This window comes from Streptomyces bluensis, assembly GCF_014650715.1.
Taxonomy (GTDB): Bacteria; Actinomycetota; Actinomycetes; order Streptomycetales; family Streptomycetaceae; genus Streptomyces; species Streptomyces bluensis.
The window spans coordinates 1-21937 of record NZ_BMVM01000027.1 but is presented as its reverse complement, the minus strand read 5'-3'; the positions used below and the strand labels follow the sequence as shown (position 1 = coordinate 21937).

Genomic DNA, 21937 nt, shown 5'->3' with positions numbered 1-21937 from the left:
CTGTGCCCAGCTCACCGGTTCGGATCGGGCCGCGCGTCACCGACGGACGCGCGGCCCGTTTCGTCTGCCTCAGGCGCGGCATCCGTTGCTTCGGGCGCGTCGAGGCTGGTACGCAGGACGACCGGCTTCCACGCGGTCGAACTCGAAGGTGCGGATCAGGTCGGCGTAGTAGTCGAAGACCGGGGCGATCCTCCCCGTCTGGAGGGGTACCTGACTGCTGGCCACGCCCATCTCGTCGACGAGGACTTCGATCTCGGCGCGCCGCTGCCGGAGCAACTCGGCGGCGCGGGCCAGGACGTCGGCTCGTTCGTCCGGTGTCGTCCGGGGCCAGGGACCGTCGTCGAACGCGGCACGGGCAGCCGCCACCGCGCGGTCCATGTCCACAATGGTCGAGACCGGAACCTCGCCGACAACGTCCTCTGTCGACGGCGAGACGACCTCCAGGACCGCGGTACCCGATGGCTTGACCCACTCGCCCCCTAGGAAGAACTCCCGCCGGTACATCAGGTGATCTTTCACGGCTCCTGCCTTCCTTCCGCTGTGCGCTGACCAGGGTCCGGAGCGCGGTCGACGACGAGCTGACGGAGTTTGCGCAGTTCACGGTGGCTGTTCCAGCCGAGTACGCCGACAACCTTGCCCTCGTGGCCGTAGGCGGCGACGAACTTGCGGTCGTCCAGGCTCCCGTGCAGGACCGTGACCTCCGCGCCCTCAGGGAAGATGCCGTAGGCCTGGATGCTGGCGTCGTACTGGTCGCTCCAGAAGTACGGGACGGGGGCGAAGGGACGATCCTCGCCCAGGAGGTTGGCGGCCACGGCCATGCCCTGTTCGGCGGCGTTGAGCCGGTGCTCGATGCGCATCCGCCGGTCGAAGTGCGGGTTGTGCCAGGACGCCACGTCTCCGGCGGCGTAGATGCCCGGGGCGGCTCGGCAGTTGGCGTCGCATTCCACGCCGTTGCCGAGCGGCAGGCCCGAGCCGGTCAGCCAGTTGGTCGCCGGTGTGGACCCCACGGCGACCACGACCGCGTCCGCGTCGAGCTTGGTACCGTCGGCCAGTTCGACGGCGACCACGCGGCCGGCGGACTCCTCGAACCGGGTCACTCCGAGGCCGAGGCGGAGTTCGACCCCGTGGTCTCTGTGCATCTGCCCGACCAGTTCCCCGATCCGGTCGCCGACTTGGCGCTGCATGGGCACTGGCAGCGGGTCGACCAGCGTGACCTCAAGCCCCATGGTGCGGGCCACCGCCGCCACTTCGGCCCCGAGGAACCCGGCGCCGACCACCACGACCTTCGGTCCGCCCAACAGATGGGCGCGCAGGCCCAGGGCGTCGTCGAGGGTGCGCAGGACGTGCACGCCCGCGAGGTCGTCGTCGGGCAGTCGGCGCGCGGTAACGCCGGTGGCGATGACCAGGGCGTCGAAACCGAGCGGGTCGCCGCCGTCCAGCAGCACCCGGCGCTCGGGCAGATCCAGCCCGACCGCTGCGCGGCCGAGCCGGAAGTTCGCGTAGAGCTTGCCGATGGCCTCTTGGTCGCGCAGGCGTACCCGCTCCGGCTCCCAGGCGCCGGACAGGATCTGCTTCGACAGCGGCGGCCGGTCGTACGGAAGGTGCAACTCGTCTCCGACGAGGGTCAGTGCCCCGTCGTATCCCTTGTTGCGCAGGGCCTCGGCCGTGGCCAGTCCCGCTGCCGAGGCAGCTACGATCACCACATCATTGGGCAGGGCGTCCCTCACCAGGTCACCGGCAGCTCGTAGGCCCCGTAGACGAACCCGTCGTGCTTGAACGGGATCTCCTCCAGGTCCACGGCGAGCGCCAGGGTGGGGATCCGCCGCAGCAGGGCGGGGTAGACGACCTGCAGCTCCATTCGGGCCAGCGGCTGTCCCAGGCACTGGTGGATGCCGTATCCGAAGGTCACATGGCGGCGGGCGCCGCGCGTGAGGTCGAGCCGGTCGGGGTCGGGGAAGAGGGACGGGTCCCGGTTGGCGGTCTCGTTCACCGGGATGATCCCCTCGCCGGCGCGGATGACCTGGCCGGCGATCTCGATGTCCTCCAGGGCCACCCGCCGCAACCCCCCGTGAGTGATGGTCAGGTAGCGCAGCAGCTCATCGACCGCGGAGGCGATCAGCTTGGCGTCGTCGCTGTCGCGCAGGAGGGCCAGTTGGTCGGGGTGCTGGAGCAGGGCCAGCGCGCCCAGGGTGATCATGTTCGCGGTGGTCTCGTGCCCCGCGAACAGCATCAGCACGCCCATCTCGGTGGCTTCCTGCCGGGTCAGCTCGCCGGCGTTGATCCGCTCGGCGAGCATGGAGAGCAGGTCCTCACGGGGGTGGGCGAGCTTCTCCTCCAGCAGTCCGCCCAGATAGTCGGCCAGCCGCTGCCGGGCCGCTACCCGCTCTTCGCCAGGCGTGTCCCGGTTGATGATGGCCTTGCTGTTGGACTGGAAGAAGTCGTGGTCGTCGTAGGGCACCCCGAGCAGTTCGGAGATCACCAGCGACGGCACCGGCAGCGCGAACGCCTCGACCAGATCGGCCGGCTTCGGCCCGTCGAGCATCTTGTCGATCAGGTCGTCCACGATCTTCTGGGTGGGTGGACGGATCGCCTCCACTCAAAGGGGTCCACGCTGACCCGGTGGTCGGACAGCAGCGCCCGGTGCGCGTCCCAACCGGTCACCAGCCAGGCGATGGTGCCGTCCCACAGCCGGATACGCACCAGCGGGCCCTCGGCCTGCCGTGCCCGCATGGCCGGCGCGGGGTCGAGCGGACACCGCGCGGGCCTGCTGATGTCGTACTCCGGGATCTCGGCCGGGGTGCCACTCGCCGCATCGTTCAACGTCGTCACTGGATTCCTCCTCTGGAAACGACGATTCGGAAACCGCCGCTTTGTTGTATGCGCCGCTCGGGCAAAGGGGTGTAATGAACCGGCGCACAGCCATGGCGATGCGCTCGTAGGACGGGTGGCAGACTCGGATGGCCCTTGTCGAGGGGGCGCTCAACCACCGCATCCGCAGGGGTACGAGAGGCTCCTCAACCGCTGGATCGCGGAGCACGGAGCACGGAGCACGGAGCACAGCGCTACCGAGGAGAGCCGCGTGTTCAGGACGCGAGTGCGCCGGGCTGTTCAGCCCGTTCCACACATCGACGCGGCCCGCGAACCGACGGCGGTTCTGCCCGCCATGCGGCCAGACGTCGTGGCCACCGCGGCCGCCCCGTGGCCGTGGCCCCGCAGCGGGCGATATCCGTCACTCGTCGTGCGGCCCATCCGACCCCCTTCGACTCGACGTCCCTGGGAACCAGGCAACCCCACTCAGCAAATTAAGTCAATTCATTGATTTAATTCTTCACGAGCCCACACGAGGACCCACGCACCCACCGAAGTCGACCGGCAACCCGAGCGGAGAAGCGGAGCCGAAGCGGCAATCGACGCGGGCAGCGACCCCGCGCCGCGGTCAGTCCTCCCGCGTGACCGGCGCCTGCCACAGGGCAACGATGGCATCGATCAGACCGTTCGCCGTCTCACGCCAACTGGCGCGGTACGTCGGTGCGTTGTCCGCGAGGGCGCGTTCCCGTTCGGCGACCATCTGCGTGATCAGGTGTCGGGTCATGGCACTGCGTTCCGTGTGCACCTCGGCCGGGAGGTCGGGCAGACAGCGGTTCAGGCCGTCCTGCAGCTTCTGCATCGACGGGGACGCGGCCGCGAACTCCTCACTCGTGACCGCCCGGAGGGCCGGGTCGGCCGTGACCTGGGCGATGAACCGGCCGTACCAGCTGGAGGCCCCCAGAGCCTCCACATGCCGGGTGACCGGGCGCACCGCACAGGCCACCCACTCCCGCAGGTCGGCGGAATCGCCGATGTCGGCCAGCATGCGCACGCGGCCGGCCTCTATTCCCTCGGCATGCCGACGAGCGAGGGCCCGCACCAGGTCGATCTTGGTGCCGAAGTGATAACTGACCGCGGCGTTGTTGCCCTGCCCGGCGGCCTCGCTGATCTGACGGTTGGCAACCGCATGCACCCCGTGCTCGGCGAACAGCCGCTCCGCCGCAATCAGGAGCGCCTCCCGCGTCGCACTGACCTGCTCATCCCGCCTCGTCCTGCCGGCCATCACCACCACCACTTCGGGACATCGGATCAGCCCGCGGGGCCCGTCCCCCAGGCCACCGCAGCCCCTCGACCAGGTCGGCGAGGTCAAACGACGAAAGCGTACGCAACGGCACCGGCCACCTCAGACCATCCTCCGCCACGATCACTCCGCATGGCCCTGCACGTGGCCCTGCACGTGGCCTTCCCGTGGACTCAGCCAGCCCGACTTGAAGGCGACCATCGACTGGCGTTACCGGCCGTGTCCTGCAGTGCCTGTCCGCCGGGGTCATCCCGCTCGGGCTCAGCATCATGCGCGACGAACTGCCCGCCGACCGGCTCGGTGCGTCGACCGCACTGATGAGCGCCTCCCTCGGTATCGGCGCCGCCCTCGGCCTGCCCATCGCCGCCTTCATCGCCGACAACTTCGACTGGCACGTCCTGTTCTGGGCCTCCGCCATCATGGGCGCCATCGCCCTCGTCACCGTGCTGGCCCTCGTACCCGAGTCCAAGGTACGCACCGGCGGCCGCTTCGACCTGACCGGCGGCCTCGGTCTGGCGAGCGCCCTGATCTGCCTGCTGCTGGCCATCTCCAAGGGCGGCGACTGGGGCTGGACCAGCGGCACCACCCTCGGCCTCTTCGCCGTCGCCGTCGTCGCCTTCCTCGCCTGGGGCTATCCCGCGGCAGCCCTCACCACGCCAGGCCGACTCGAACAGCTCCAGCAGATCACCGCCACCGGCTCCCGATCGTGGTCGTCGTCATGACCGGCCGTCCGGTGGACCTCCGCTGGGCGGACGCCAACGTACCGGCGATCGTGCAAGCGTGGTATCCGGAAACGCGTGGCGGCGAGGCCGTCGCGGCCCTGCTGCTGGGTGGCGTCTCCCCGGCCGGGCGTCTGCCGTTCACCTGGCCCCGGCACGTCAGCCAGGTGCCCATGGTGTACGCGCACTACCGGACGTTCGAACCGGATCAGCAGGGTGCGCGCTACTTCGAGGAGGAGAGCACGCCGCTCTACCCGTTCGGGCACGGCCTGACCTACGGGGAGTTCGAGTACGCGAACCTGCGCGTCGACAGCACATCGATCCCGGTGGGCGGGACCGCGAGAGTCTCCGTCGAGGTCAGCAACACCTCCGCTCGCACGGCCGACGAGGTGGTCCGCCGCCACCCGCGACTTCGTCGCGGACGCCACGACACTCGACATCTGGGTCGGGGGCAGTTCCGCGGCCCAGCTCACCACCACCCTGGACGTGACTGCATGACCGCGCTGTTACTCCAGGCCGCCATGCGCGGCGTACTCCCACTCGGCCTCGGTGGGCAGGGTGCGGAGCCAGATGCGAGAGCTGCCGGCGCGTCCGTGGCCTGACGCGCGCTCCGTACGCGATCGTCCTGCGGGCCCAATGTCAGTGCGGATCACTACAGTTGCTCCGCCGACCGCGCCCGTGCGGTCGGATCCGTTCTCGAAGGAGCTCTTAAGGTGCGTATACGAAGACGTGCGGCGGGTGTCGTGCTGCTCCTGGCGGCCGCGTCGTTCCATCTGCTCGGTGCCCCCGGCACGGCAGCGGCACAACCCCAGGGCGGCATCGTTCTGCCCGTGCGGTCGCACTGGCAGACCCTCGCCGACAGCCGCCATGTGTACATCAGCGCGCCCGGCGACGACGCGGTGCTGGCCACCGACCACGACGGGCAGGTCGTGAAGAAGGTGGAGGGTCTCGACGGGGCGCGGGGCATGGCCGAGTCGGCCGACGAGTCCACCCTGTACGTGGCGCTCCCGGACGCTGACGCGATCTCCGTCATCGACACCGCGACCTTGACCGAGACGCGGCGCATCTCAACCGGGGCCGACACCGAACCGGAGAGCCTCGCCCTCGCCGGCGGCCGGCTGTTCTTCGGCTACCAGGCCACCGTCTTCGACGCCGGCATCGGGTCGGTCGCCATCGCCGAGGCGACCCCGACCGTCAGCCTGGACGACAACCCCGTCTGGTACGGCAAGCCGCGGCTCGCCTCGTCGCCGGGCGCCCCCGACCGGCTCGTCGCCGCGGAGAGCCAGGGCGCGAATGGCATGCGCGTGTACGACGTGGACACCGGCACGCTTCAGGAGACCGCCTACAGCGAGGCCGTCGGTGATGTCGAGGACGTGGCGGTGACGCCGGACGGCAGCAGTGCGATCACCGCAAACGGCTCCAACTACTACCACCAGCGGTGGCGCCTGTCGGACCTGACGGAGGAGGCCCAGTACAACACCGGCGCCTACCCCAACTCCGTCGCTGTCGACTCCCACGGCACGGTCGCCGCGGGGATCGTGGCGGGAGGGGAGTGGGACGTCTACGTCTACCGCCCGGGAGAGACCGCCGCCTATCGCACGGTCGCGTTGTCGCCGGGGTACGCGGATCTACTCGACCGAGGCGTGGCCTGGGCGCCCGACGGCAACAGGCTGTTCACCACCCGCTTCCCCTACTCGGGCGAGGTAGTTCTCGACATCGTCACCGACGTCGCCAAGGCGTCCAGCACGATCACTCTGTCCGCCCCGCCGACGAACCCCGTCGGCACGCCGGTCACCGTGACGGGGCACCTGACCTCGTTGGTCCCCTTCCCCAAGCACCGAACGGTCACGGTGACACGCAACGGCGTGCAGTTGCCGGATGTGAAGGTCGGACCGGACGGCACCTTCAGCTTCAGGGACACACCGCCCGACTGGAACACGTACCCCCAGTACACGGTCGCCTACGCGGGCGACGCCCAGCATGTGCCCGGCACGGCGACCGTCATGGTCGAGTTCGTCGGCTGAATGTGGGGCCGGTGCCCTCCGGGGCACCGGCCCCACGCCGCTCCGGAGCATCAGATGTCGATGGGCCAATGACCGCAGAACCGATGGTCCGGCCCCTGGCAGAACGCGGCTTCCAGGTCCTCATCCACAGCACCCGCGGCACCTTCGGTTCCGACGGCCCCTTCGACCCGATGCGGTGCGAGCGCGGGGACGGCCTCGACACCATCGACTGGGTGATCAAGCAGCCCTGGTTCGGCGAGTCGATGATCCTGGTCGGCGCCAGCTACAGCGGCTTCACCCAATGGGCGGTCGCCGACGCCGTACCACCCCAGGTCAAGGCCATGATCCCCGTGGTGTCCGAATCGGCCCTCACCCTGGAATTCCTCCGCTCGGACGGGTTCTCCCTGGAGACCCCGTTCAACTGGGGCGTCATGGTCGCAGGCCAGGAAGGACGGTTCGCGAGGCCGCGCCAACTGCCGGGAGCGAAGAAGACCCTGCGCGCCCTGAGCACACTGCCGTTGAACCAGGCCGACACCGCCGCCCTGGGATACCGCTACGAGTACATCCAGAACATCCTCGCCCATCCCACCGACGACCCGTTCTGGTCGGCGGGCGACCACCGCCACCGGGTCGCCGACATCACCGTGCCGGCCAGCGTGATCGGCGGCTGGTACGACATCTTCCTGCCCGGCCAGCTCCGCGACTACCGCGTCCTGCAGGACACCGGGCGCGCCACCCCCCTGCGCCTCACCGTCGGCCCCTGGCCGCACACCTCCCTTGAGGTGGGCGGACTTGCGGCCCGCGAGGCGGTCGACTTCGGCCTCACCCTGTGCCGGGGCGAGGAGCCCGCCGAACGCGCCCCGGTGCGCCTGTACGTCATGGGCGAGGACAAGTGGCGCGGCTTCCCCTCCTGGCCGCCGCCCGGACACGCGCCTCAGCGCTTCCATCTCCGGCCCGGCGCCGCCCTGGCCACCGAACCACCGCCCGCCGACGCGGCCCCGGACGGCTACCGCTACGACCCGGCCGACCCCACGCCCGCCGTCGGCGGCGCCCGCATGTCCTTCGCCGCCACGGCGGGCCCCGTCGACCAGGCGGAGCTGGAGGCCCGGCCCGACGTGCTGACCTACACGACGTCCGCGCTGGAGGGGGACGTGGAGGTGATCGGCGAGGTCGGCGCGGAGATCTTCTTCCGCTCCAGCCTGCCTCACGCAGATGTCTTCGTCCGCCTGTGCGACGTCGACGAGTCGGGACGCTCCGTCAATGTCTGCGACGGCCTGACCAGCCTCACGGGCGCCGACGAACTCACGTGCGCGACCGTGCGGTTGTGGCCGACGGCCTACCGCTTCAAGCGGGGCCACCGCATCCGCGTGCAGATATCCAGCGGCGCCTTCCCCCGCTACAACCGCAACCCCGGCACCGGCGAACCACGTGGCACCGCCACGACACTCCGCTCCGCGGACCAGCAGGTCTTCCACGACCCCGTGCACCCCTCCGCGATCACCCTCCCGGTCAGGCGGGGAGACTGAACCCCTGCGCAGCTGGGCGGACGCACATCAGGCGCCGGGCGGCGGGTCTGGGCGCTGCCCGGTCGGCAGTCCGGCGAGGTCGGCACCGTGGCGCAGCACGTCTCGGAGCATGGTGGGGGTGAGGGTGCGGGTGAAGAGATTGCGCTGGCTGGGGTGGTAGCCGCCCAGCAGATGCACCTGCCGCTCGCCGTCGGGGCCGACGACCCGTACGTGGGCACCGTGTCCGAAGGCCGGGCGCGGACGGGGCACTTGCCATCCCGCTTCCGACAGCACCGGCCACAGCGCGTGCCACGCGAAGGCGCCGAGCACCAGGACCGCCCGCAGGGTGGGCCGCAACAGCTCCAGCTCGCGGGCGAGCCAGGGGCGGCAGGTGTCCCGTTCGGTGGTGGTCGGCCGGTTGTCAGGCGGCGCGCAGTGCACCGGCACGGTGATCCGCACCCCGTACAGCTCCATCCCGTCGCCACGGTGCGTGGCGGTCGGCCGGGAGGCCAGCCCGATGCCGTACAGCGCGGCGTACAGCGCGTCGCCGGCCGGGTCCCCGGTGAAGATGCGCCCCGTGCGGTTGCCGCCGTGCGCGGCCGGCGCGAGCCCGATGATCGCGAGGGGAGCGTCCGGCGGGCCGAAGCCGGGCACCGGCCTGGCCCAGTACTCCCAGTCCCTGAAGGTCCGGCGCTTGACGCGCGCCACCTCCTCCCGCCAGGCCACCAGCCGCGGGCAGGCCCGGCATGCGGCCACCGCCACGTCCAGTTCCCGGACCGTGGTCATCGAAGGAGCTGTACACGCGGGAAAGTCGTGTGACTCAGGTGGGGGACGTCTGCCGGGCATACCGTTGCACCTCCTCGAATCGGTCGGCTTGCCCGAGAAGGAGGACGCGTATCACTACGCAAATCGTACAGTCTTGGGGCATATGACCTGTCGCGCACGGAGGTGTTCTCCGACGACCACGTCGTACTTGGCGCACTGGGCACAGTTGGCGGGCTACCGCCGGAGCACCGACGCCAGCCGCGCCGCTGACGGATCCTGGTCGAGGACGTCGAGCAACTCACCGAGTGTCGGTCCGGTGGCGGGGCCGTGCCGGGTGACCGCGAAGGCCGCCGCGGCGTTGGCGCCCTGTGCGGCGGCGGTCGGGTCAAGACCGCGGCCGAGGAGGGCCAGGAAGGCTCCCATGTGGGCATCGCCCGCGCCGTTGCTGTCGACCGCGGTCACCCGGCGGCCGGGGAGGTGCTGGGCCTCGCCGCCGGGCGGGACCAGCCAGCAGCCGGCCGCGTCGGCCCGCAGCAGCACCCCGGTGCGGGAACCCAGCCGGGCGGCGAGCGCGACCGCTGCTTCGCGGGCGTCGGCCAGTCCGGTCAGCAACCGCCCTTCCCGCTGGTTGCAGCTGACCCAGTCGCAGCGCGCCAGGACGGGTTCCAGTACCTGCTCGGGGATCTGGGCGACCAGGGGCCCCGGATCGAGGAAGACCCGGGTGTGCTCCGGCAGCCGCGCCACGAGAGAGGCCAGGACCGGGCCGTTGACCGGGTAGGCGAGCCCGTATCCGGAGATCTGCACCATGTCGCCGGGTCGCAGCGCGGCGAGTACGGCTGTGGCGTCGGCCTCGGTCAGCCGGGCCTCCGCGCCGAGGCTGGTGGCGAAGGTGCGCTCGCCACCGTCGTCGACCAGGGCGACACAGAATCCGGTGTCCGTCTCCGTGACCGGAGACAGCGCCAGTCCGACGCCTTCCCGGGCGAGGTCCGTCCGTACCCGGTCGCCGAACGGACCTGTGCCATGGGCGCCCGCGTACAGAGCCGGCAGGCCCAGACGGCGGGCGGCCGTAAGGACGTTGAAGCCGCCACCCGTGGTGAGGGCGGTGTCGCTGGAGATGATGTCGCCGCCCCGTTCGGGCAGTGCGGGCACCCGCATCACCAGGTCGACGATGGCGTTGCCGACCAGGACCAGCCGGGCACCCGTGATCTCGCCGAGGCCGCTGTTCCGACCGCTGACCAGGTCTCCCGCCTGGCCGTTCAGCAGGCCTCCCGCCCGACCGTTCACGAGGTCTCCCGCCTGACGGTTCATGAGGTCTCCTGCGCAGCCGCGGCGGGAAGGACCTGCTGCTGAGGAAGCTGTTCGGACGCCTCCTGGCGGACGGTGCCGTCCAGCCTGCGCAACAGTGCGTAGACGCCGGCCGCGAGCACCAGGGTCACGACCCACCCGAGCCCGTTGGACCCGATCCAGCTGTGGGCGAGCGGCCCGGAGAACCACACATCGGTCGCGCTGGTGCTCGCCTCGGTGAACAGCAGGCCCACCACGATGGCCGTCGCCCAGGCGATCATCGCGGCCCAGGCCACACCGCCGCGGAACCAGTAGCGGCTGGAGCGTCCGACGTTCATCAGGGCGTCGCTGTCGTAGGACCGGCGGACCATGAGGTCCACCGCGAAGACGCCCACCCAGGCGGTGATCGGCACGGCGAGGAGAGTGAGGAAGGTGATGAACGGGCCGTAGAAGTCCTGGGCGATCAGGATGAAGTAGATCCCGCCCGCGAAGGTGACGACGACGTCCAGGCCGACGGCGAGGGTACGCCGGACCCGTATCCCCAGGGTAATCATGGTGAGTCCGGCCGAGTAGACGGACAGGTGGTTGGAGAGCAGCAGCCCGCCGAAGGCGGCGATGAGGTACGGGATGGACATCCACGAGGGCAGCATCGCGTTGATCGCCGACACCGGGTCGGAGGCGGAGGCGAGGTCCGGCTCACCCGCCGCGAGCAGCGACCCCAGGGAGATCAGCACGACGAGCGGAATACCGGCGCCGAAGGCGGAGGCGGCCACCAGCCTTCCGCCGGGGACCTTCCGGGGCAGGTAACGGGCGTAGTCGGCGCCCGCGTTGGCCCAGCCGATGCCGGTCCCCGCGGCGATCATGCCGATTCCCACGACCATCGAGCTCACCGGCCCCACCGGCGCGCTGAAGACCTTGTTCCAGTCCACCGTGGCCGCGAGGAAGGCGATGACGATCAGGTTGAGCACACCGAAGACGTAGGTGGCCCACTTGTTGATCCACATGATGGTGGCGTGCCCGAGGCCGCTGATCAGCAGGGTGCAGCCGATGAAGACCAGCAGACACACCACGGTGAGCACGGTGTTGCGCCGGATGCCGAAGGCGACGTCGAGGAGCGCCAGCAGGGCGAACGCCGCCGTGGTGGTGTTGATGGTCTCCCAGCCGAGCCGGCTGAGCCAGGTGACCAGCGTGGGGCCCGCGTTGCCGCGCACCCCGAACACGGCCCGGGAGAGGGTGAGCGCGGGCGCTCCGCCCCGCTTGCCGCCGATGCTGAGCGCGCCCACCAGGGCGAAGGAGCCGAAGGACCCGAGCACGGCCACGATGGCCGCCTGCCAGATGTTCAGGCCGCGGAAGCTGACGAGCGCCGCGCCGAGCGGCAGGCCGAGGATGCTGATGTTCGCGGCGAACCAGGTCCAGAACATCTGTCCGGCGTGGCCGTGACGCTCGGTGTCCGGTACCGGCTCGATGCCTCTGGTCTCCACGGTGCCGACGCGGTCGTTCTCTGAAGCCGCCATGGTCGTACCTGTCTTTCTCTCCGGGCTGTCCGGTCTCTCCGGCCTGTCCGGGCTATCTGGGCTGTCGGGCTATCCGGCCCGTCCGGGCTGTCTGGCTGTCTGGGCTGTCCGGTCTCTCCCGTCCCTCCGGGCTCCCCGGCCTCGTTGGCCGGGGGAGCTCCGGTGCGGGGCGGTGTGCGGGCATGGGGTCACTGGGCCGGATCCGCGCGCAGCGCGAGGAGAGCGGTGGCCATCGGTTCCAGGTCGAGATCGTTGACCGAGCGCAGGGTGGCCAGTGCCTCGGCGGGCAGCCCGGAGGCCCCGCTGATGGCGCCGGCGACAGCGCCGGCGATGGCGCCGATGGTGTCGCAGTCGCCGCCGAGGTTCGCCGCCAGCAGGCAGGCCCGCCATGGGTCGCCGTCGGCGAGGGCCAGTACGGCGAAGGCCGCGGGGATCGACTCCTGGCTGGCGACGCTGGTGCCGACCAGATCGCATATGCGGTCCAGGGCCTGCTGCTCGGGCAGACCGCGGACCAGGTCCACGGCCCAGCCGATACGGGCTGCGATATCGGCGCCGGCGACCCAGTGGCCGCGCTCCGCACCGGCCGCGGCCGCCGTGATCGCCGCGTCGAAGACGTCCTCCAGGGCACCGCCGTCGACGCCCCGGCTCACCGCCGCGGCCACGGCGGCGGCGGAGGCGATGCCGATGGTGGTGTCATGGGTGACCTGGCACGCCGCCGCGACCTGGTCGAGGAAGCGCTCCAGCGGTGTGGAGGAGAAGGCGACACCGACAGGAGTGATCCGCATGGCCGCGCCGTTGGTGGCACCGGACTTGCCCGCCTCCTGAGGCGGTACACCGCGGGACACGGCCTCCAAGGCGGCCTTGGTGGAGGGGCCGAGCAGGTCGAAGGAGCCCTTGGCCTTCATGTCGCGCTCCCACTCCAGGAGCTCGTGTGCGAGCCGCAGCGGGTCGATACGGCCACCGGACTCGGTGAGCAGCCTGCCGACGATGACGGCCTGGTCGGTGTCGTCCGTGACCGAACCGGCGGGCATTCCGGCACTCACCGGATTGTCCGACGGGCCGGGCTCGAAGCCGGTGACGGTGCCGAACCGGGCGACGATCGACCGCCGGGACATGATCTGGGTGGGCATCCCCAGCGCGTCGCCCATGGCCAGGCCGTACAGGGCGCCGAGCGCGCGGTCATGCTGGTGGTTCATTCGCGGTTCCTGTGAGTGTCGAGTGTGCGCGTGTACGTCGGGTACGAGACGGCTCATTCCGGCTGCTCGCCGAAGCCGAGGTGCAACTGGAAACGGGCGGGGTCGAGCAGGCTGGTCACCTGCTCCACGACCCGGCCGTCCGCTCCGCGGCTGACCCGGCGGGTCCTGAGCCAGGTCTCGCCCTCCGTGCGGCGGAGCAGTGCCGCCTCGTCGGTGGTCAGCGGCTGCACGCCCGCCCACTCGTCGCCGTGGGTGGCGCGCAGCCCGGCCGCGGCCAGGGTCTTGGTCAGCGAGTCGTCCAGCAGCCCGCGGAACGGGACGTCGGCCAGGGCCGGGACCAGCGGGACCCTGCTGCGCTCCAGCGCGACGGGGGTGCCCTCCGGCAGCACGCGCATCCGGTCGAGCACCATGAACTCGGTTTCCTCGACGCCGAGTTCCTCGGCCAGCCGGGCATCGCGCACCGCCTCAAGGCGGAGTGTCTCGGTGGTGATCCGGGCACCCTGGTCGGCCAGTGCCCTGGTCCACCCCAGGCGGTTGTCCAGCAGGCTGCCGTCGAAGGTGACGAACGAGCCGACACCGGCGTGGGTGGAGATCAGCCCTTGCCTGCTGAGCTCGTCCAGCGCCTGCCGGACCGTGGTCCGGCTGACCTCGAAGCGCCGGGTGAGCGCGTGTTCGCCGGGCAGCCTGCTGCCCGGCTCCAGAGCACCGCTGTGGATCTCGCGGGCCAGGACACGGGCGATGCGCTGATGCTTGAGGACCTGTTTGGGCATGGCTGGAAGCTAGCCATACATGTCCAGTCTTGTCTAGAGCCTGATGCCCTCAGGGGGACGGCAGCCCTTGCGCCGCCGCTTGCCGCACAAGGCAATGAAGGCTGTACTCGCCATTAATAAATGACGGCGATTCTGCAAGGGCGGGCGAAGTTGCCGTGACGGGAAATCACCTCTGCCGGCGCAGGAGCCCAAGGAACAGGGCTAGCCTGTCAGCGACCCATGCCAGAGGGAGAATCATTTTGCGTACGTTCGTTCTATTCGACCTGGAATTCACGTCATGGCCGGGGGCACTTGAGCAGGACTGGGGGGCATCGGGGCAGCTTCGCGAGATTGTGCAGATCGGCGCGCTACGCCTGCGCGAGGACTTTTCCATCGTCGAGAAGTACGAAGCGCTGGTACGGCCCGTGGCCAATCCGCAACTGTCCTCGTACTTCACCGAGCTCACCGGAATCGACCAGGACACCGTGGACCGCGAAGGGCTCTCCCCGGCGGAAGCACTTGGCGACTTCCTGGGCTTCTGCCGCGGTCAGTCCGTACTCTCCTACGGCAACGACATGGTCGTTCTCGGGGAGAACGTGGGCTGGGCGCGAGCCCGGGGAGAAGAAGTCAAGAACAGCTACCTCGCTGCCCATTTCCTGAATATCCGCCCTTGGTTGAACGCCGTCGCGCCGACGACGGCGACCGTCAACGTGGGTCGCCTGTGGCAGGTTCTGGGTCTCCCCAGGCCCGCGGCCGGGAAAGAGCACTCGGCTCTTTTCGACTGCTATTCCTTCGCGGCGGCCATCGAGCATCTGTGCGACACCGGGGCGAGGTTGCCGGAAGGCTGTCTGCAGCGTTCTTGAGGGGAAAGCAGCGTTCTTGACGGGCAATCCGACGACGCCTTTTGGCGCTCGCCGCCACCGCCGGCAGCGTCCGGCCGCACCACACCCGCGCCACAGTCCCCTGTCGTGCGAATTGCCGACAGAGTGCACCCTGCTCCCAGCGACGCCTCCGCTGTGACTCTTGGGCGGCTGACCGATGTACAGACACTTCGGCACCCCTGTTTGTCACCCCCCAGGGAGGCTCCATGCGTTCCAGACGCTCACTACGTTCCATGCCGATCCGACGGCCGAGACGCCCGGGGCGGCTCGCTCTGGCGCTGACCGCGGCGGTGGCGGCGCTCGCCGCCCTCATCACGGTGCCCACCGCGTCCGCCGCACCGGCCGCACCGTCGGCGATCGCCGGCTGCGTGGACTGGCCGACCAGCAAGTTCCTGCAGACCCCGCTGACCTACAAGGCCAACGGCGGCGCGGGCTACGCCTGGCAGAACGGCAGCTACTACGGCGAGGGCTACCACGTCAACTGCAACGCCGCCGGCAACATGAACCAGTACTACGCGCTCGACCTCGGCATGGCCCAGGGCGACGAGGTGCTCGCCCCCGGCGGCCCCGGCACCGTCCTCTACGCCGGATGGGCCCCGGCCGGCTGGGAGACCTGCGGGCAGTACATCGTCGTGGACCACGGCGGCGGCTACTGGAGCGTGGTGTGCCACCTGAGCAGGATCCTGGTCAGCAAGGGCCAGCAGATCACCGACGCCACCGTCATCGGCCTGGTGGGCGGTACGGGCGGCTTCGCTCCGCATCTGCACTTCTCGCTCATGTACAACGCCAAGCTGACCGCGGCCGGCGGCGTCTACGGCGGCCAGAGCGCCCAGCCGCGCCGTCTGTGGCACCTCGGCTGCGGACAGGGCTACTACGACTACATCACCAAGGGCCAGAAGGTCTGTTACTGACGTACTGACCGCTTCGGGCACCGGCCACCGGGCCGGACTCCGCCACCACACCGGGAAGGCCCCGCGCAGCACGCAAAGACGCCGCGCGGGCACCGGGGCGGAGTCCGGCCCGGCTCTCTTCGCCTCGCACTTCTCTGCGGCGGGAGGAAGGTAAACAATGACCGCCGATGAACATGACCATGACCATCCCCGTGCCCATGCCCATGCCCGTGCCCCTGCGCCCGTCGCGGTGGCGCCGCCCTCCCGCGGCGGCCCGGCCGCCGAGGACCCCGGCTTGATCACCGTCGCGGTGGTGGACGACCACCCCCTCGCCCGGCACGGCGTCGCCCACATCCTCGGCGCCCCGCCGGGCTCGGGCACGTCGGCAGACGCCTCCGGAACCGTGTCCGGGGACGTATCCGTATCCGTGTCCGTGGGATCGCTCGCCGAACTGGAAGAGGCGCTGGCGGCCGGCGCGGCCCCCGACGTGATCGTCATGGATCTCTACCTCGACGCGGACACCCCCGCCCTGGACGGCGTCGCGGCGCTCGCCGCCACCACCCGGGTCATGGTGATGTCCGCCTCGGCGCGCCCGGCGGACGTACTCGGCGCGATTCGGGCCGGTGCCTGCGGCTACGTCACCAAGCACTGCAGCGCGGAGCTGTTCGTGTCGGCGGTGGAGACGGTGGCCGCGGGCGGCTTCTCCCTCTCGGCCGAGCTGGCCGACATCCTCCAGGCCGAGCTGACCCGGGTGGGCGGCGGCCCAGCCGACCCCGGGAGTCCCCGGCTCTCCGCCCGCGAGGAGGAGACACTGAGCTACGTGGCACGCGGCTTCACCCACGCACAGATCGCCACACGGCTCGGCGTACGCAAGACCACCGTGGACACCTACGTCGAGCGGATCCGGGCGAAGCTCCAGGTCGGCAACAAGGCCGAGCTGACCCGGGCCGCGCTCGCGAGGATGCGGCGCGACTCCACGGGGCCCGCGCCACTGTGACAACGGCGGAGGAGAGAGCGGACCCCGGGTGTGGCGGGGTCCTGCGCAACGAGCGGATCGTGCTGCGAGCGTATGTCCTTTTCCGCCTCGGCGGGCTGCTCCAGGTGGCGGTCGGCGCGGTCGCGACCCACCCGCACTACCGCCCGCTCTGGGCCGGCCTGGCGCTGTGCGCGGCGGTGTTCGCCGAGAGCCTTGCGCTCGTGGCCGTGGCGTTACGGCGCCGCCGGGTGCCACCGCCCGTACTCGCCGTCGCGGACTCCGCCGTACTGGCCGTCGCCCTGGTGGTGGGCGGCGGGCTGGCCGACCGCACGCACGGCTCCACCTGGGCGTACTTCGCGTACCCGTTCAGCCTGCTGGCCAGCATCGGCTTCGGTCTCGTGGTCACGCGGCTGCCGGCCGTCCTCGCACTGGCCGCCGTGCCGGCGAGCGCGTACGCCGCCACCGCCGTACTCCGGCTCGGCGAACCCGTGTGGAACGCGGTCCCCAACGCTGTCCCCTACCTGGCCAACGCGGGCATCGCCTGGGCGGTCGCCCGCGCCCTGCGGCGCACCGGACGGGAGCTGGACGCGGCCACCTCCACCGCGGCCGCCCGAGAGGCGGAACTCGCCGCCGAACGGGAACGGGTCCGGCACGCCCGCCTGCTGCACGACCGGGTGCTGCAGACCCTGGAGACGCTGGCTCGCACCCCCTGGATCACCGATCCGGGTTTACGCGCCCATGTGCGGGCGGAGGCGGTGTGGCTGCGCGGGTTCGTGCGCGGCGAGCACCCGGCGCCGGGCGGGGCGGGGACTGACGGGACGGCGCACCTGGTGCACGGGCTGTCGTCCCTCGCGGAGGACATGGCACGCGTCGGCCTCGCCGTGGAGCTGAACACCGCCCAGCTGCGCAGCGCGGGCCGCCGTGAGGGGACCGGGGCAGCCGTCCCGGCCCTGGTCGCCGAAGCCCTGGTCGACGCCACCCGGGAGGCCCTGGCCAACGTCCTCCGGCACGCCGGAACCGAACGGGCGGTGGTACGGGCGGAACTGTCCGGGAACGCGGTCCTGGTCAGCGTCCTCGACAACGGCACCGGCTTCGACCCGTCCGCGGTGCCGGGCGGCGGCCTGGGCCTGCGCAGCTCCGTACGGGACCGGGTGACCGGTGTCGGCGGCCGGGTACAGGTGGAGTCGGCTCCCGGCTCCGGGACGTACGTGGAGATGCGGGTATCGCTGTCCGCTACGGGTGCACGTCACTCATAGTCACGCTCCTGACACCCAGGCCCACCACCAAACTCACGACCATTTGCGACACTTAATCCGATTGCGCCGATTGAGTGGTTTATGACCGAGGGTGATGTTGGGTGACAGACAGGGGGCCGGCCGAGGGGCTGCCGTTCCACGAGCGCGCCGTGACGGGTGTCGGCCTCGTGGCTCAGGGTGCGGCCCTCGTGGCGGCACTGTTCGGCGCGGCAGGCCTGTTCGGCTGGCTCTTCGGCATCGATGCCCTCAGGAGTGTGCTGCCCGGCGTTGCCGGGTCCATGAAGCCGAACACCGCCCTGGCTCTGCTGGCGCTGGGACTCTCCCTGGCCATCACGGCCCGCGGACCCGTGACCCGGCGGATGACCGTCGTGGCCCGTACGACGGCAGTCCTGGCGGCCCTGATCGGCGTGCTCACCCTTGTGGAATACATCACTCGGGCGGACCTGGGCTTCGACCAGTTCCTCTTCCACGACGGCACCGTGCGCGTGGCGGCGGGGGCGCCCGGACGCATGGCACCGAACACGGCTGCGGCGCTGGTGCTCGGAAGCGTGGCGTCACTGTGCGCGAGCACATTCCGGCTGCCCGCCTGGACGAGTCAGATCCCTGGCCTGGCCGTCCTCGCCCTGGGCATGCTGAGGCTCTACGGTTTCGCCTACGAAGTGCCGGAGCTGGAACACTTCGGCGACTACACGGCCATGGCCCTGCACACCGCGCTCGCCCTGGTGCTGGCAGGCACAGCGGCCTTCCTGGCCCGGCCGGACGAGGGCCCTGCGGGACTGCTGATGAACGCGGGCACCACGGGAGCGCTGGGTCGCCGGCTGTTCACCACCACCCTGATCGCTCCGCTGCTGCTGGGCTGGGGCGTCCTGACCGGTGAGGACACCGGTCTGTACGAGGCGCGACTGGGCACCGCGCTGCTGGTGTGTGGCCACGTGATCGTGTTCACCGCGGTCATTTTCACCACCCTGAACGTGGGCCGCCGCATCGAGGTGGCGCACGCCCGTGCCGAGTCGCAGGTGCGGCAGAACGAACTGCTGCAGGCGTTCATGGACCACACGCCCGCGGCGATGTTCATCAAGGACCTGGACGGTCGCTTCCTGGCAGTGAACACGCGGTTCGAGGAGTCCCTGGGCCGCTCCCGCGAACAGGTACTGGGGCGCCTGGATCGGGACGTCCTGCCGCCGGACATGGTGCGTCAGGCGCGGGACGCCGACCTCGACATGCTGGCACGGGGCACCCCCGTCCAACGGCACGAGCATCTCCGCCTGCCGGTGGGCCCACAGGACGTCCTCGCCACCTTGTTCCCGCTCAACGATCCGTCCGGCGCGCCCTACGCCGTATGCGGTGTGTTCACCGACATCACCGAACGCGTCGCGGCCCAGCGCGAGGTCCAGCAGGCCAACCGGCGCTTCCACGCACTGCTGGAGTCCGCACCCGACGCCACTCTCATCACGGACGGCGACGGCACCATCGTCATGGCCAACGCGCAGGTGGAACAGCTGTTCGGCCATGCGCCGGCGGGCCTCGTCGGCACCACGGTCGACCAGCTGGTGCCCGGTTCACGGCGTCCGCGGCACAGCGCGCTGCTGCGCCGGTACCTGCGGCTGCCCGACCCGCAGCCGACGGTGGTGGACAAGGACCTGTACGGGCTGCACAGCGACGGCGGTGAGTTCCCCGTCGAGGTGAGCGTCAGCACCCTCCAGGCCGAGCAGGAAACGCTGGTGTTCCTGACCGTGCGGGACATCACCGAACGCAAGAAGGCCGAGGCCGAACGGGCCGAGCGCTACGAGCAGCAACGACGCATCGCCTACACCCTGCAGCACAGCCTCATGGGCGAACCGCCCCGCCTGCCGTACCTGCCCAGCGCCCACCGGTACCTCGCGTCCGTCCAGGACCCCGGAGTGGGCGGCGACTGGTTCGACATCATTCCCCTGGACAAGGACCGCACCGGCATCGTCATCGGAGACGTGATGGGCCGGGGCCTCGACGCGGCGGCCGTCATGGGCCAGCTGCGCGCCGCCGCGCACGCCCTGGCCCGCACGGGCGTACCGCCCGGCCGGCTCATGACCGGGCTGGACGCGTTCGTCAGCGACCTGGCGGACCAGCTCGTCACGTGCTGCTACCTGGTGATCGACCAGGGCACCCGCGAGGTCACCCTGTGCTCGGCCGGGCACCCTCCGGTCATCGCTCTCGACCCCGACGGCTCCGCCCGTCGGCTGCCGGCACCGGTCAGTGTGCCGCTGGGGGTCAACGATGCGTGCGGCGGCGAGCCGTACGAGCAGACGACCCATCCGCTGCCGCCGGGCAGCACGCTCGCCCTCTACACGGACGGACTGGTCGAGCGGCCGGGCACCGACATCGACGCCCAGATCGACGCCCTCGCCCACACCCTCGACGTCACACTGAAGGGCGCTCCCGCGGACCCGGAGCACCTCGATCACGCCGCAGCCCGGCTCGTCAGCACCCTCATGCCCGACGCAGCCGCCCATGACGACGACGTGACGCTGCTTCTGATCGGCGTACCCGAGTGATCGGCGCGCCCCGGTGACCGTCTACTGCGGCCGTACCGGATGCTTGCTCATGATCGAGACGCGGTTGAACGCGTTGATGGTGACCGCGACCCAGATCACGGCGGAGATCTGGTCGTCGGTGAGCACCTCGCGGGCCGTGCCGTAAGCGGTCTCCTGCAGCGCCGCGTCGCCGGGGTGGGTGGTCGCCTCCGCGAGCGCGAGCGCCGCGCGTTCGTCCGGGGTGAACAGGTCGGTGTCCCGCCAGGCCGCCAGCACGCCCAGCCGCTGCGCGGTCTCGCCCGCACGCAGGGCGGCCCTGGTGTGTACGTTGAGGCAGGAGGCACAGCCGTTGATCTGCGACACACGCAGGTTGACCAGTTCCACGAGCGTCCGGTCGAGCCCCGCCTCGGCGGCGACCGCGCGGACTGCTTCCGAGGTCTGTACCAGTGCGTGGTAGGCGGTGGGGCTCTGCTTGTCGATGAAGATCCGCCGGCTCGCGGACCCGGTCGCGTGGGTGCTCAACTGGGACTCCTCCGGGGCCTGTCCGGCTCCCTCGTCGTGTGGTGTACACCTGTTGGTGCCACCGCCTGTCGTCACGGCATGATAGTTGAATGTATAACAACTTCTGGGTGGGAGGCTGACTTCAGTGAGCAATGTCGAAACGAAACCCTTGGAACTGCGGTGCGGGGCGGCGGTGGACGGGGAGCGGCCGGCCGGGGCGGCGAGGGTCGACGTACTGACCGCGCGTGATGTGCCCCTCGGCGGTCCCCGGGCGATGACCGTGCGGCGGACACTGCCGCAGCGGGCCCGGACCCTGATCGGCGCCTGGTGTTTCGCCGATCACTACGGCCCCGACGACGTCTCGGTGACGGGCGGCATGGATGTCGCCCCGCATCCGCACACCGGGCTGCAGACGGTGAGCTGGCTGTTCAGCGGGGAGATCGAGCACCGTGACAGCCTGGGCAGCCACGCCTTCGTACGGCCGGGCGAGCTGAACCTCATGACGGGCGGGTACGGCATCTGCCACTCGGAGGTCTCCACCCCGCGCACCACCGTCCTGCACGGCGTCCAGCTGTGGGTGGCCCTGCCGGAGGAACACCGCAACACCGAACGGGACTTCCAGCACTACGCACCCGAGACCGTACAGATCGACGGGGCCGTGATCAGGGTCTTCCTGGGCTCCCTCGCCGGCCACGTCTCACCGGTGCGGACCTTCACTCCCCTGCTCGGCGCCGAGATCGTCCTCCAGCCACGCGCGGCCCTCACGCTCACGGTGGACCCCGGCTTCGAGCACGGCCTGCTGGTCGACCAGGGGCAGGTACGCCTGGCCGACACCCTGCTCGGCCCCGCGGAGTTGGGCTACGCCCACCCGGGCATCGACGCGCTGACGCTGACGAACGAGTCGGACGACGCCGCACGGACGGTCCTGCTCGGCGGAACCCCGTTCGAGGAGGACATCGTCATGTGGTGGAACTTCATCGGGCGCAGCCACGAGGACATCGCCAAGGCCCGCGACGACTGGCAGAACTCCTCCGATCGCTTCGGCGCCGTCGAAGGGTATCCGGGAGACCGTCTTCCCGC

18 protein-coding genes and 2 pseudogenes are annotated in these 21937 nt (G+C 70.6%); 10 read left to right on the top strand and 10 right to left on the bottom strand.

The features are described from left to right. Window positions 1–69 precede the first annotated feature (69 nt). The 4 genes and pseudogenes from IE262_RS36540 to IE262_RS36525 all read right to left on the bottom strand — a co-directional run bounded on the left by IE262_RS36540 (window position 70) and on the right by IE262_RS36525 (window position 4090). Complete coding sequence (locus IE262_RS36540; RefSeq protein ID WP_189879800.1) at window positions 70–519, bottom strand: aldehyde dehydrogenase family protein; 450 nt, start codon at window positions 517–519, stop codon at window positions 70–72. After that, the gene (locus IE262_RS36535) at window positions 516–1703 is read right to left on the bottom strand and encodes an NAD(P)/FAD-dependent oxidoreductase (protein ID WP_229877890.1); all 1188 of its coding nucleotides are present in this window, start codon (window positions 1701–1703) and stop codon (window positions 516–518) included. Before IE262_RS36535 ends, IE262_RS36540 begins: the two co-directional genes overlap by 4 nt. A gap of 20 nt (window positions 1704–1723) precedes the next feature. After that, window positions 1724–2820: pseudogene (locus IE262_RS36530) on the bottom strand (cytochrome P450). Between the two features lie 616 nt (window positions 2821–3436). Next, window positions 3437–4090 carry a TetR/AcrR family transcriptional regulator gene (locus IE262_RS36525; RefSeq protein ID WP_189879798.1) on the bottom strand — a complete coding sequence of 218 codons (654 nt, stop codon included), beginning with the start codon at window positions 4088–4090 and terminating at the stop codon, window positions 3437–3439. A 227-nt stretch (window positions 4091–4317) separates the two neighbouring features. On the opposite strand from IE262_RS36525, the pseudogene IE262_RS36520 reads away from it, so the two are divergent. From IE262_RS36520 to IE262_RS36505, 4 genes and pseudogenes are all read left to right on the top strand, one after another. Further along, window positions 4318–4743, top strand: a pseudogene (locus IE262_RS36520) (MFS transporter); the annotation flags it as partial. A gap of 83 nt (window positions 4744–4826) precedes the next feature. Beyond that, window positions 4827–5429, top strand: a complete 603-nt coding sequence (locus tag IE262_RS36515; protein WP_229877871.1) for a glycoside hydrolase family 3 C-terminal domain-containing protein — start codon at window positions 4827–4829, stop codon at window positions 5427–5429. 111 nt (window positions 5430–5540) lie between these two features. After that, window positions 5541–6851, top strand: a complete 1311-nt coding sequence (locus IE262_RS36510) for a hypothetical protein (RefSeq protein ID WP_189879796.1) — start codon at window positions 5541–5543, stop codon at window positions 6849–6851. Window positions 6852–6919: 68 nt separating this feature from the next. Beyond that, entirely contained in the window at window positions 6920–8356 is a 1437-nt protein-coding gene (locus tag IE262_RS36505) for a CocE/NonD family hydrolase (protein WP_189879794.1), read from the top strand. Between the two features lie 27 nt (window positions 8357–8383). On the opposite strand, the gene IE262_RS36500 is transcribed toward IE262_RS36505, so the two are convergent. From IE262_RS36500 to IE262_RS36480, 5 genes are all read right to left on the bottom strand, one after another. Beyond that, window positions 8384–9121, bottom strand: a complete 738-nt coding sequence (locus IE262_RS36500; protein ID WP_229877870.1) for a uracil-DNA glycosylase — start codon at window positions 9119–9121, stop codon at window positions 8384–8386. A 213-nt stretch (window positions 9122–9334) separates the two neighbouring features. Beyond that, complete coding sequence (locus tag IE262_RS36495) at window positions 9335–10408, bottom strand: PfkB family carbohydrate kinase (RefSeq protein WP_134043828.1); 1074 nt, start codon at window positions 10406–10408, stop codon at window positions 9335–9337. Continuing rightward, window positions 10405–11898 (bottom strand): purine-cytosine permease family protein, encoded by a 1494-nt coding sequence (locus IE262_RS36490; protein WP_189879792.1) that lies wholly within the window; start codon window positions 11896–11898, stop codon window positions 10405–10407. Before IE262_RS36490 ends, IE262_RS36495 begins: the two co-directional genes overlap by 4 nt. 188 nt (window positions 11899–12086) lie before the next feature. Beyond that, a complete protein-coding gene (locus IE262_RS36485) occupies window positions 12087–13094 on the bottom strand; it encodes an ADP-ribosylglycohydrolase family protein (RefSeq protein ID WP_134043835.1) in 1008 nt (335 codons plus the stop codon). 53 nt (window positions 13095–13147) lie between these two features. Continuing rightward, entirely contained in the window at window positions 13148–13864 is a 717-nt protein-coding gene (locus IE262_RS36480; RefSeq protein ID WP_134043838.1) for a GntR family transcriptional regulator, read from the bottom strand. A 239-nt stretch (window positions 13865–14103) separates the two neighbouring features. On the opposite strand from IE262_RS36480, the gene IE262_RS36475 reads away from it, so the two are divergent. The 5 genes from IE262_RS36475 to IE262_RS36455 all read left to right on the top strand — a co-directional run bounded on the left by IE262_RS36475 (window position 14104) and on the right by IE262_RS36455 (window position 20377). After that, window positions 14104–14706 carry a 3'-5' exonuclease gene (locus IE262_RS36475; protein WP_189879790.1) on the top strand — a complete coding sequence of 201 codons (603 nt, stop codon included), beginning with the start codon at window positions 14104–14106 and terminating at the stop codon, window positions 14704–14706. 251 nt (window positions 14707–14957) lie between these two features. Beyond that, a complete protein-coding gene (locus IE262_RS36470; RefSeq protein WP_189879788.1) occupies window positions 14958–15635 on the top strand; it encodes a M23 family metallopeptidase in 678 nt (225 codons plus the stop codon). A gap of 157 nt (window positions 15636–15792) precedes the next feature. Continuing rightward, window positions 15793–16611 carry a LuxR C-terminal-related transcriptional regulator gene (locus tag IE262_RS36465; protein WP_189879786.1) on the top strand — a complete coding sequence of 273 codons (819 nt, stop codon included), beginning with the start codon at window positions 15793–15795 and terminating at the stop codon, window positions 16609–16611. Window positions 16612–16670: 59 nt separating this feature from the next. Further along, on the top strand, window positions 16671–17846 hold the full coding sequence (locus IE262_RS36460) for a sensor histidine kinase (RefSeq protein ID WP_189879785.1): 1176 nt from the start codon (window positions 16671–16673) through the stop codon (window positions 17844–17846). Between the two features lie 101 nt (window positions 17847–17947). After that, entirely contained in the window at window positions 17948–20377 is a 2430-nt protein-coding gene (locus IE262_RS36455) for a SpoIIE family protein phosphatase (protein ID WP_189879783.1), read from the top strand. Window positions 20378–20398: 21 nt separating this feature from the next. Here the strand turns inward: IE262_RS36455 and IE262_RS36450 are convergent, their stop codons facing one another. After that, complete coding sequence (locus tag IE262_RS36450) at window positions 20399–20878, bottom strand: carboxymuconolactone decarboxylase family protein (RefSeq protein WP_189879781.1); 480 nt, start codon at window positions 20876–20878, stop codon at window positions 20399–20401. 124 nt (window positions 20879–21002) lie between these two features. On the opposite strand from IE262_RS36450, the gene IE262_RS36445 reads away from it, so the two are divergent. Further along, a partial coding sequence (locus tag IE262_RS36445; RefSeq protein ID WP_189879779.1) for a pirin family protein occupies window positions 21003–21937 on the top strand: 935 nt, incomplete at its 3' end.

What these genes read in the sequence shown, in the direction of transcription:
- IE262_RS36515 (WP_229877871.1), top strand. Translation starts at nt 4,827, where the DNA reads ATGACCGGCCGTCCGGTGGACCTCCGCTGGGCGGACGCCAACGTACCG.
- IE262_RS36500 (WP_229877870.1), bottom strand. Translation starts at nt 9,121, where the DNA reads ATGACCACGGTCCGGGAACTGGACGTGGCGGTGGCCGCATGCCGGGCC.
- IE262_RS36495 (WP_134043828.1), bottom strand. Translation starts at nt 10,408, where the DNA reads ATGAACCGTCAGGCGGGAGACCTCGTGAACGGTCGGGCGGGAGGCCTG.
- IE262_RS36465 (WP_189879786.1), top strand. Translation starts at nt 15,793, where the DNA reads ATGACCGCCGATGAACATGACCATGACCATCCCCGTGCCCATGCCCAT.
- IE262_RS36525 (WP_189879798.1), bottom strand. Translation starts at nt 4,090, where the DNA reads ATGGCCGGCAGGACGAGGCGGGATGAGCAGGTCAGTGCGACGCGGGAG.
- IE262_RS36485 (WP_134043835.1), bottom strand. Translation starts at nt 13,094, where the DNA reads ATGAACCACCAGCATGACCGCGCGCTCGGCGCCCTGTACGGCCTGGCC.
- IE262_RS36505 (WP_189879794.1), top strand. Translation starts at nt 6,920, where the DNA reads ATGACCGCAGAACCGATGGTCCGGCCCCTGGCAGAACGCGGCTTCCAG.
- IE262_RS36480 (WP_134043838.1), bottom strand. Translation starts at nt 13,864, where the DNA reads ATGCCCAAACAGGTCCTCAAGCATCAGCGCATCGCCCGTGTCCTGGCC.
- IE262_RS36490 (WP_189879792.1), bottom strand. Translation starts at nt 11,898, where the DNA reads ATGGCGGCTTCAGAGAACGACCGCGTCGGCACCGTGGAGACCAGAGGC.
- IE262_RS36470 (WP_189879788.1), top strand. Translation starts at nt 14,958, where the DNA reads ATGCCGATCCGACGGCCGAGACGCCCGGGGCGGCTCGCTCTGGCGCTG.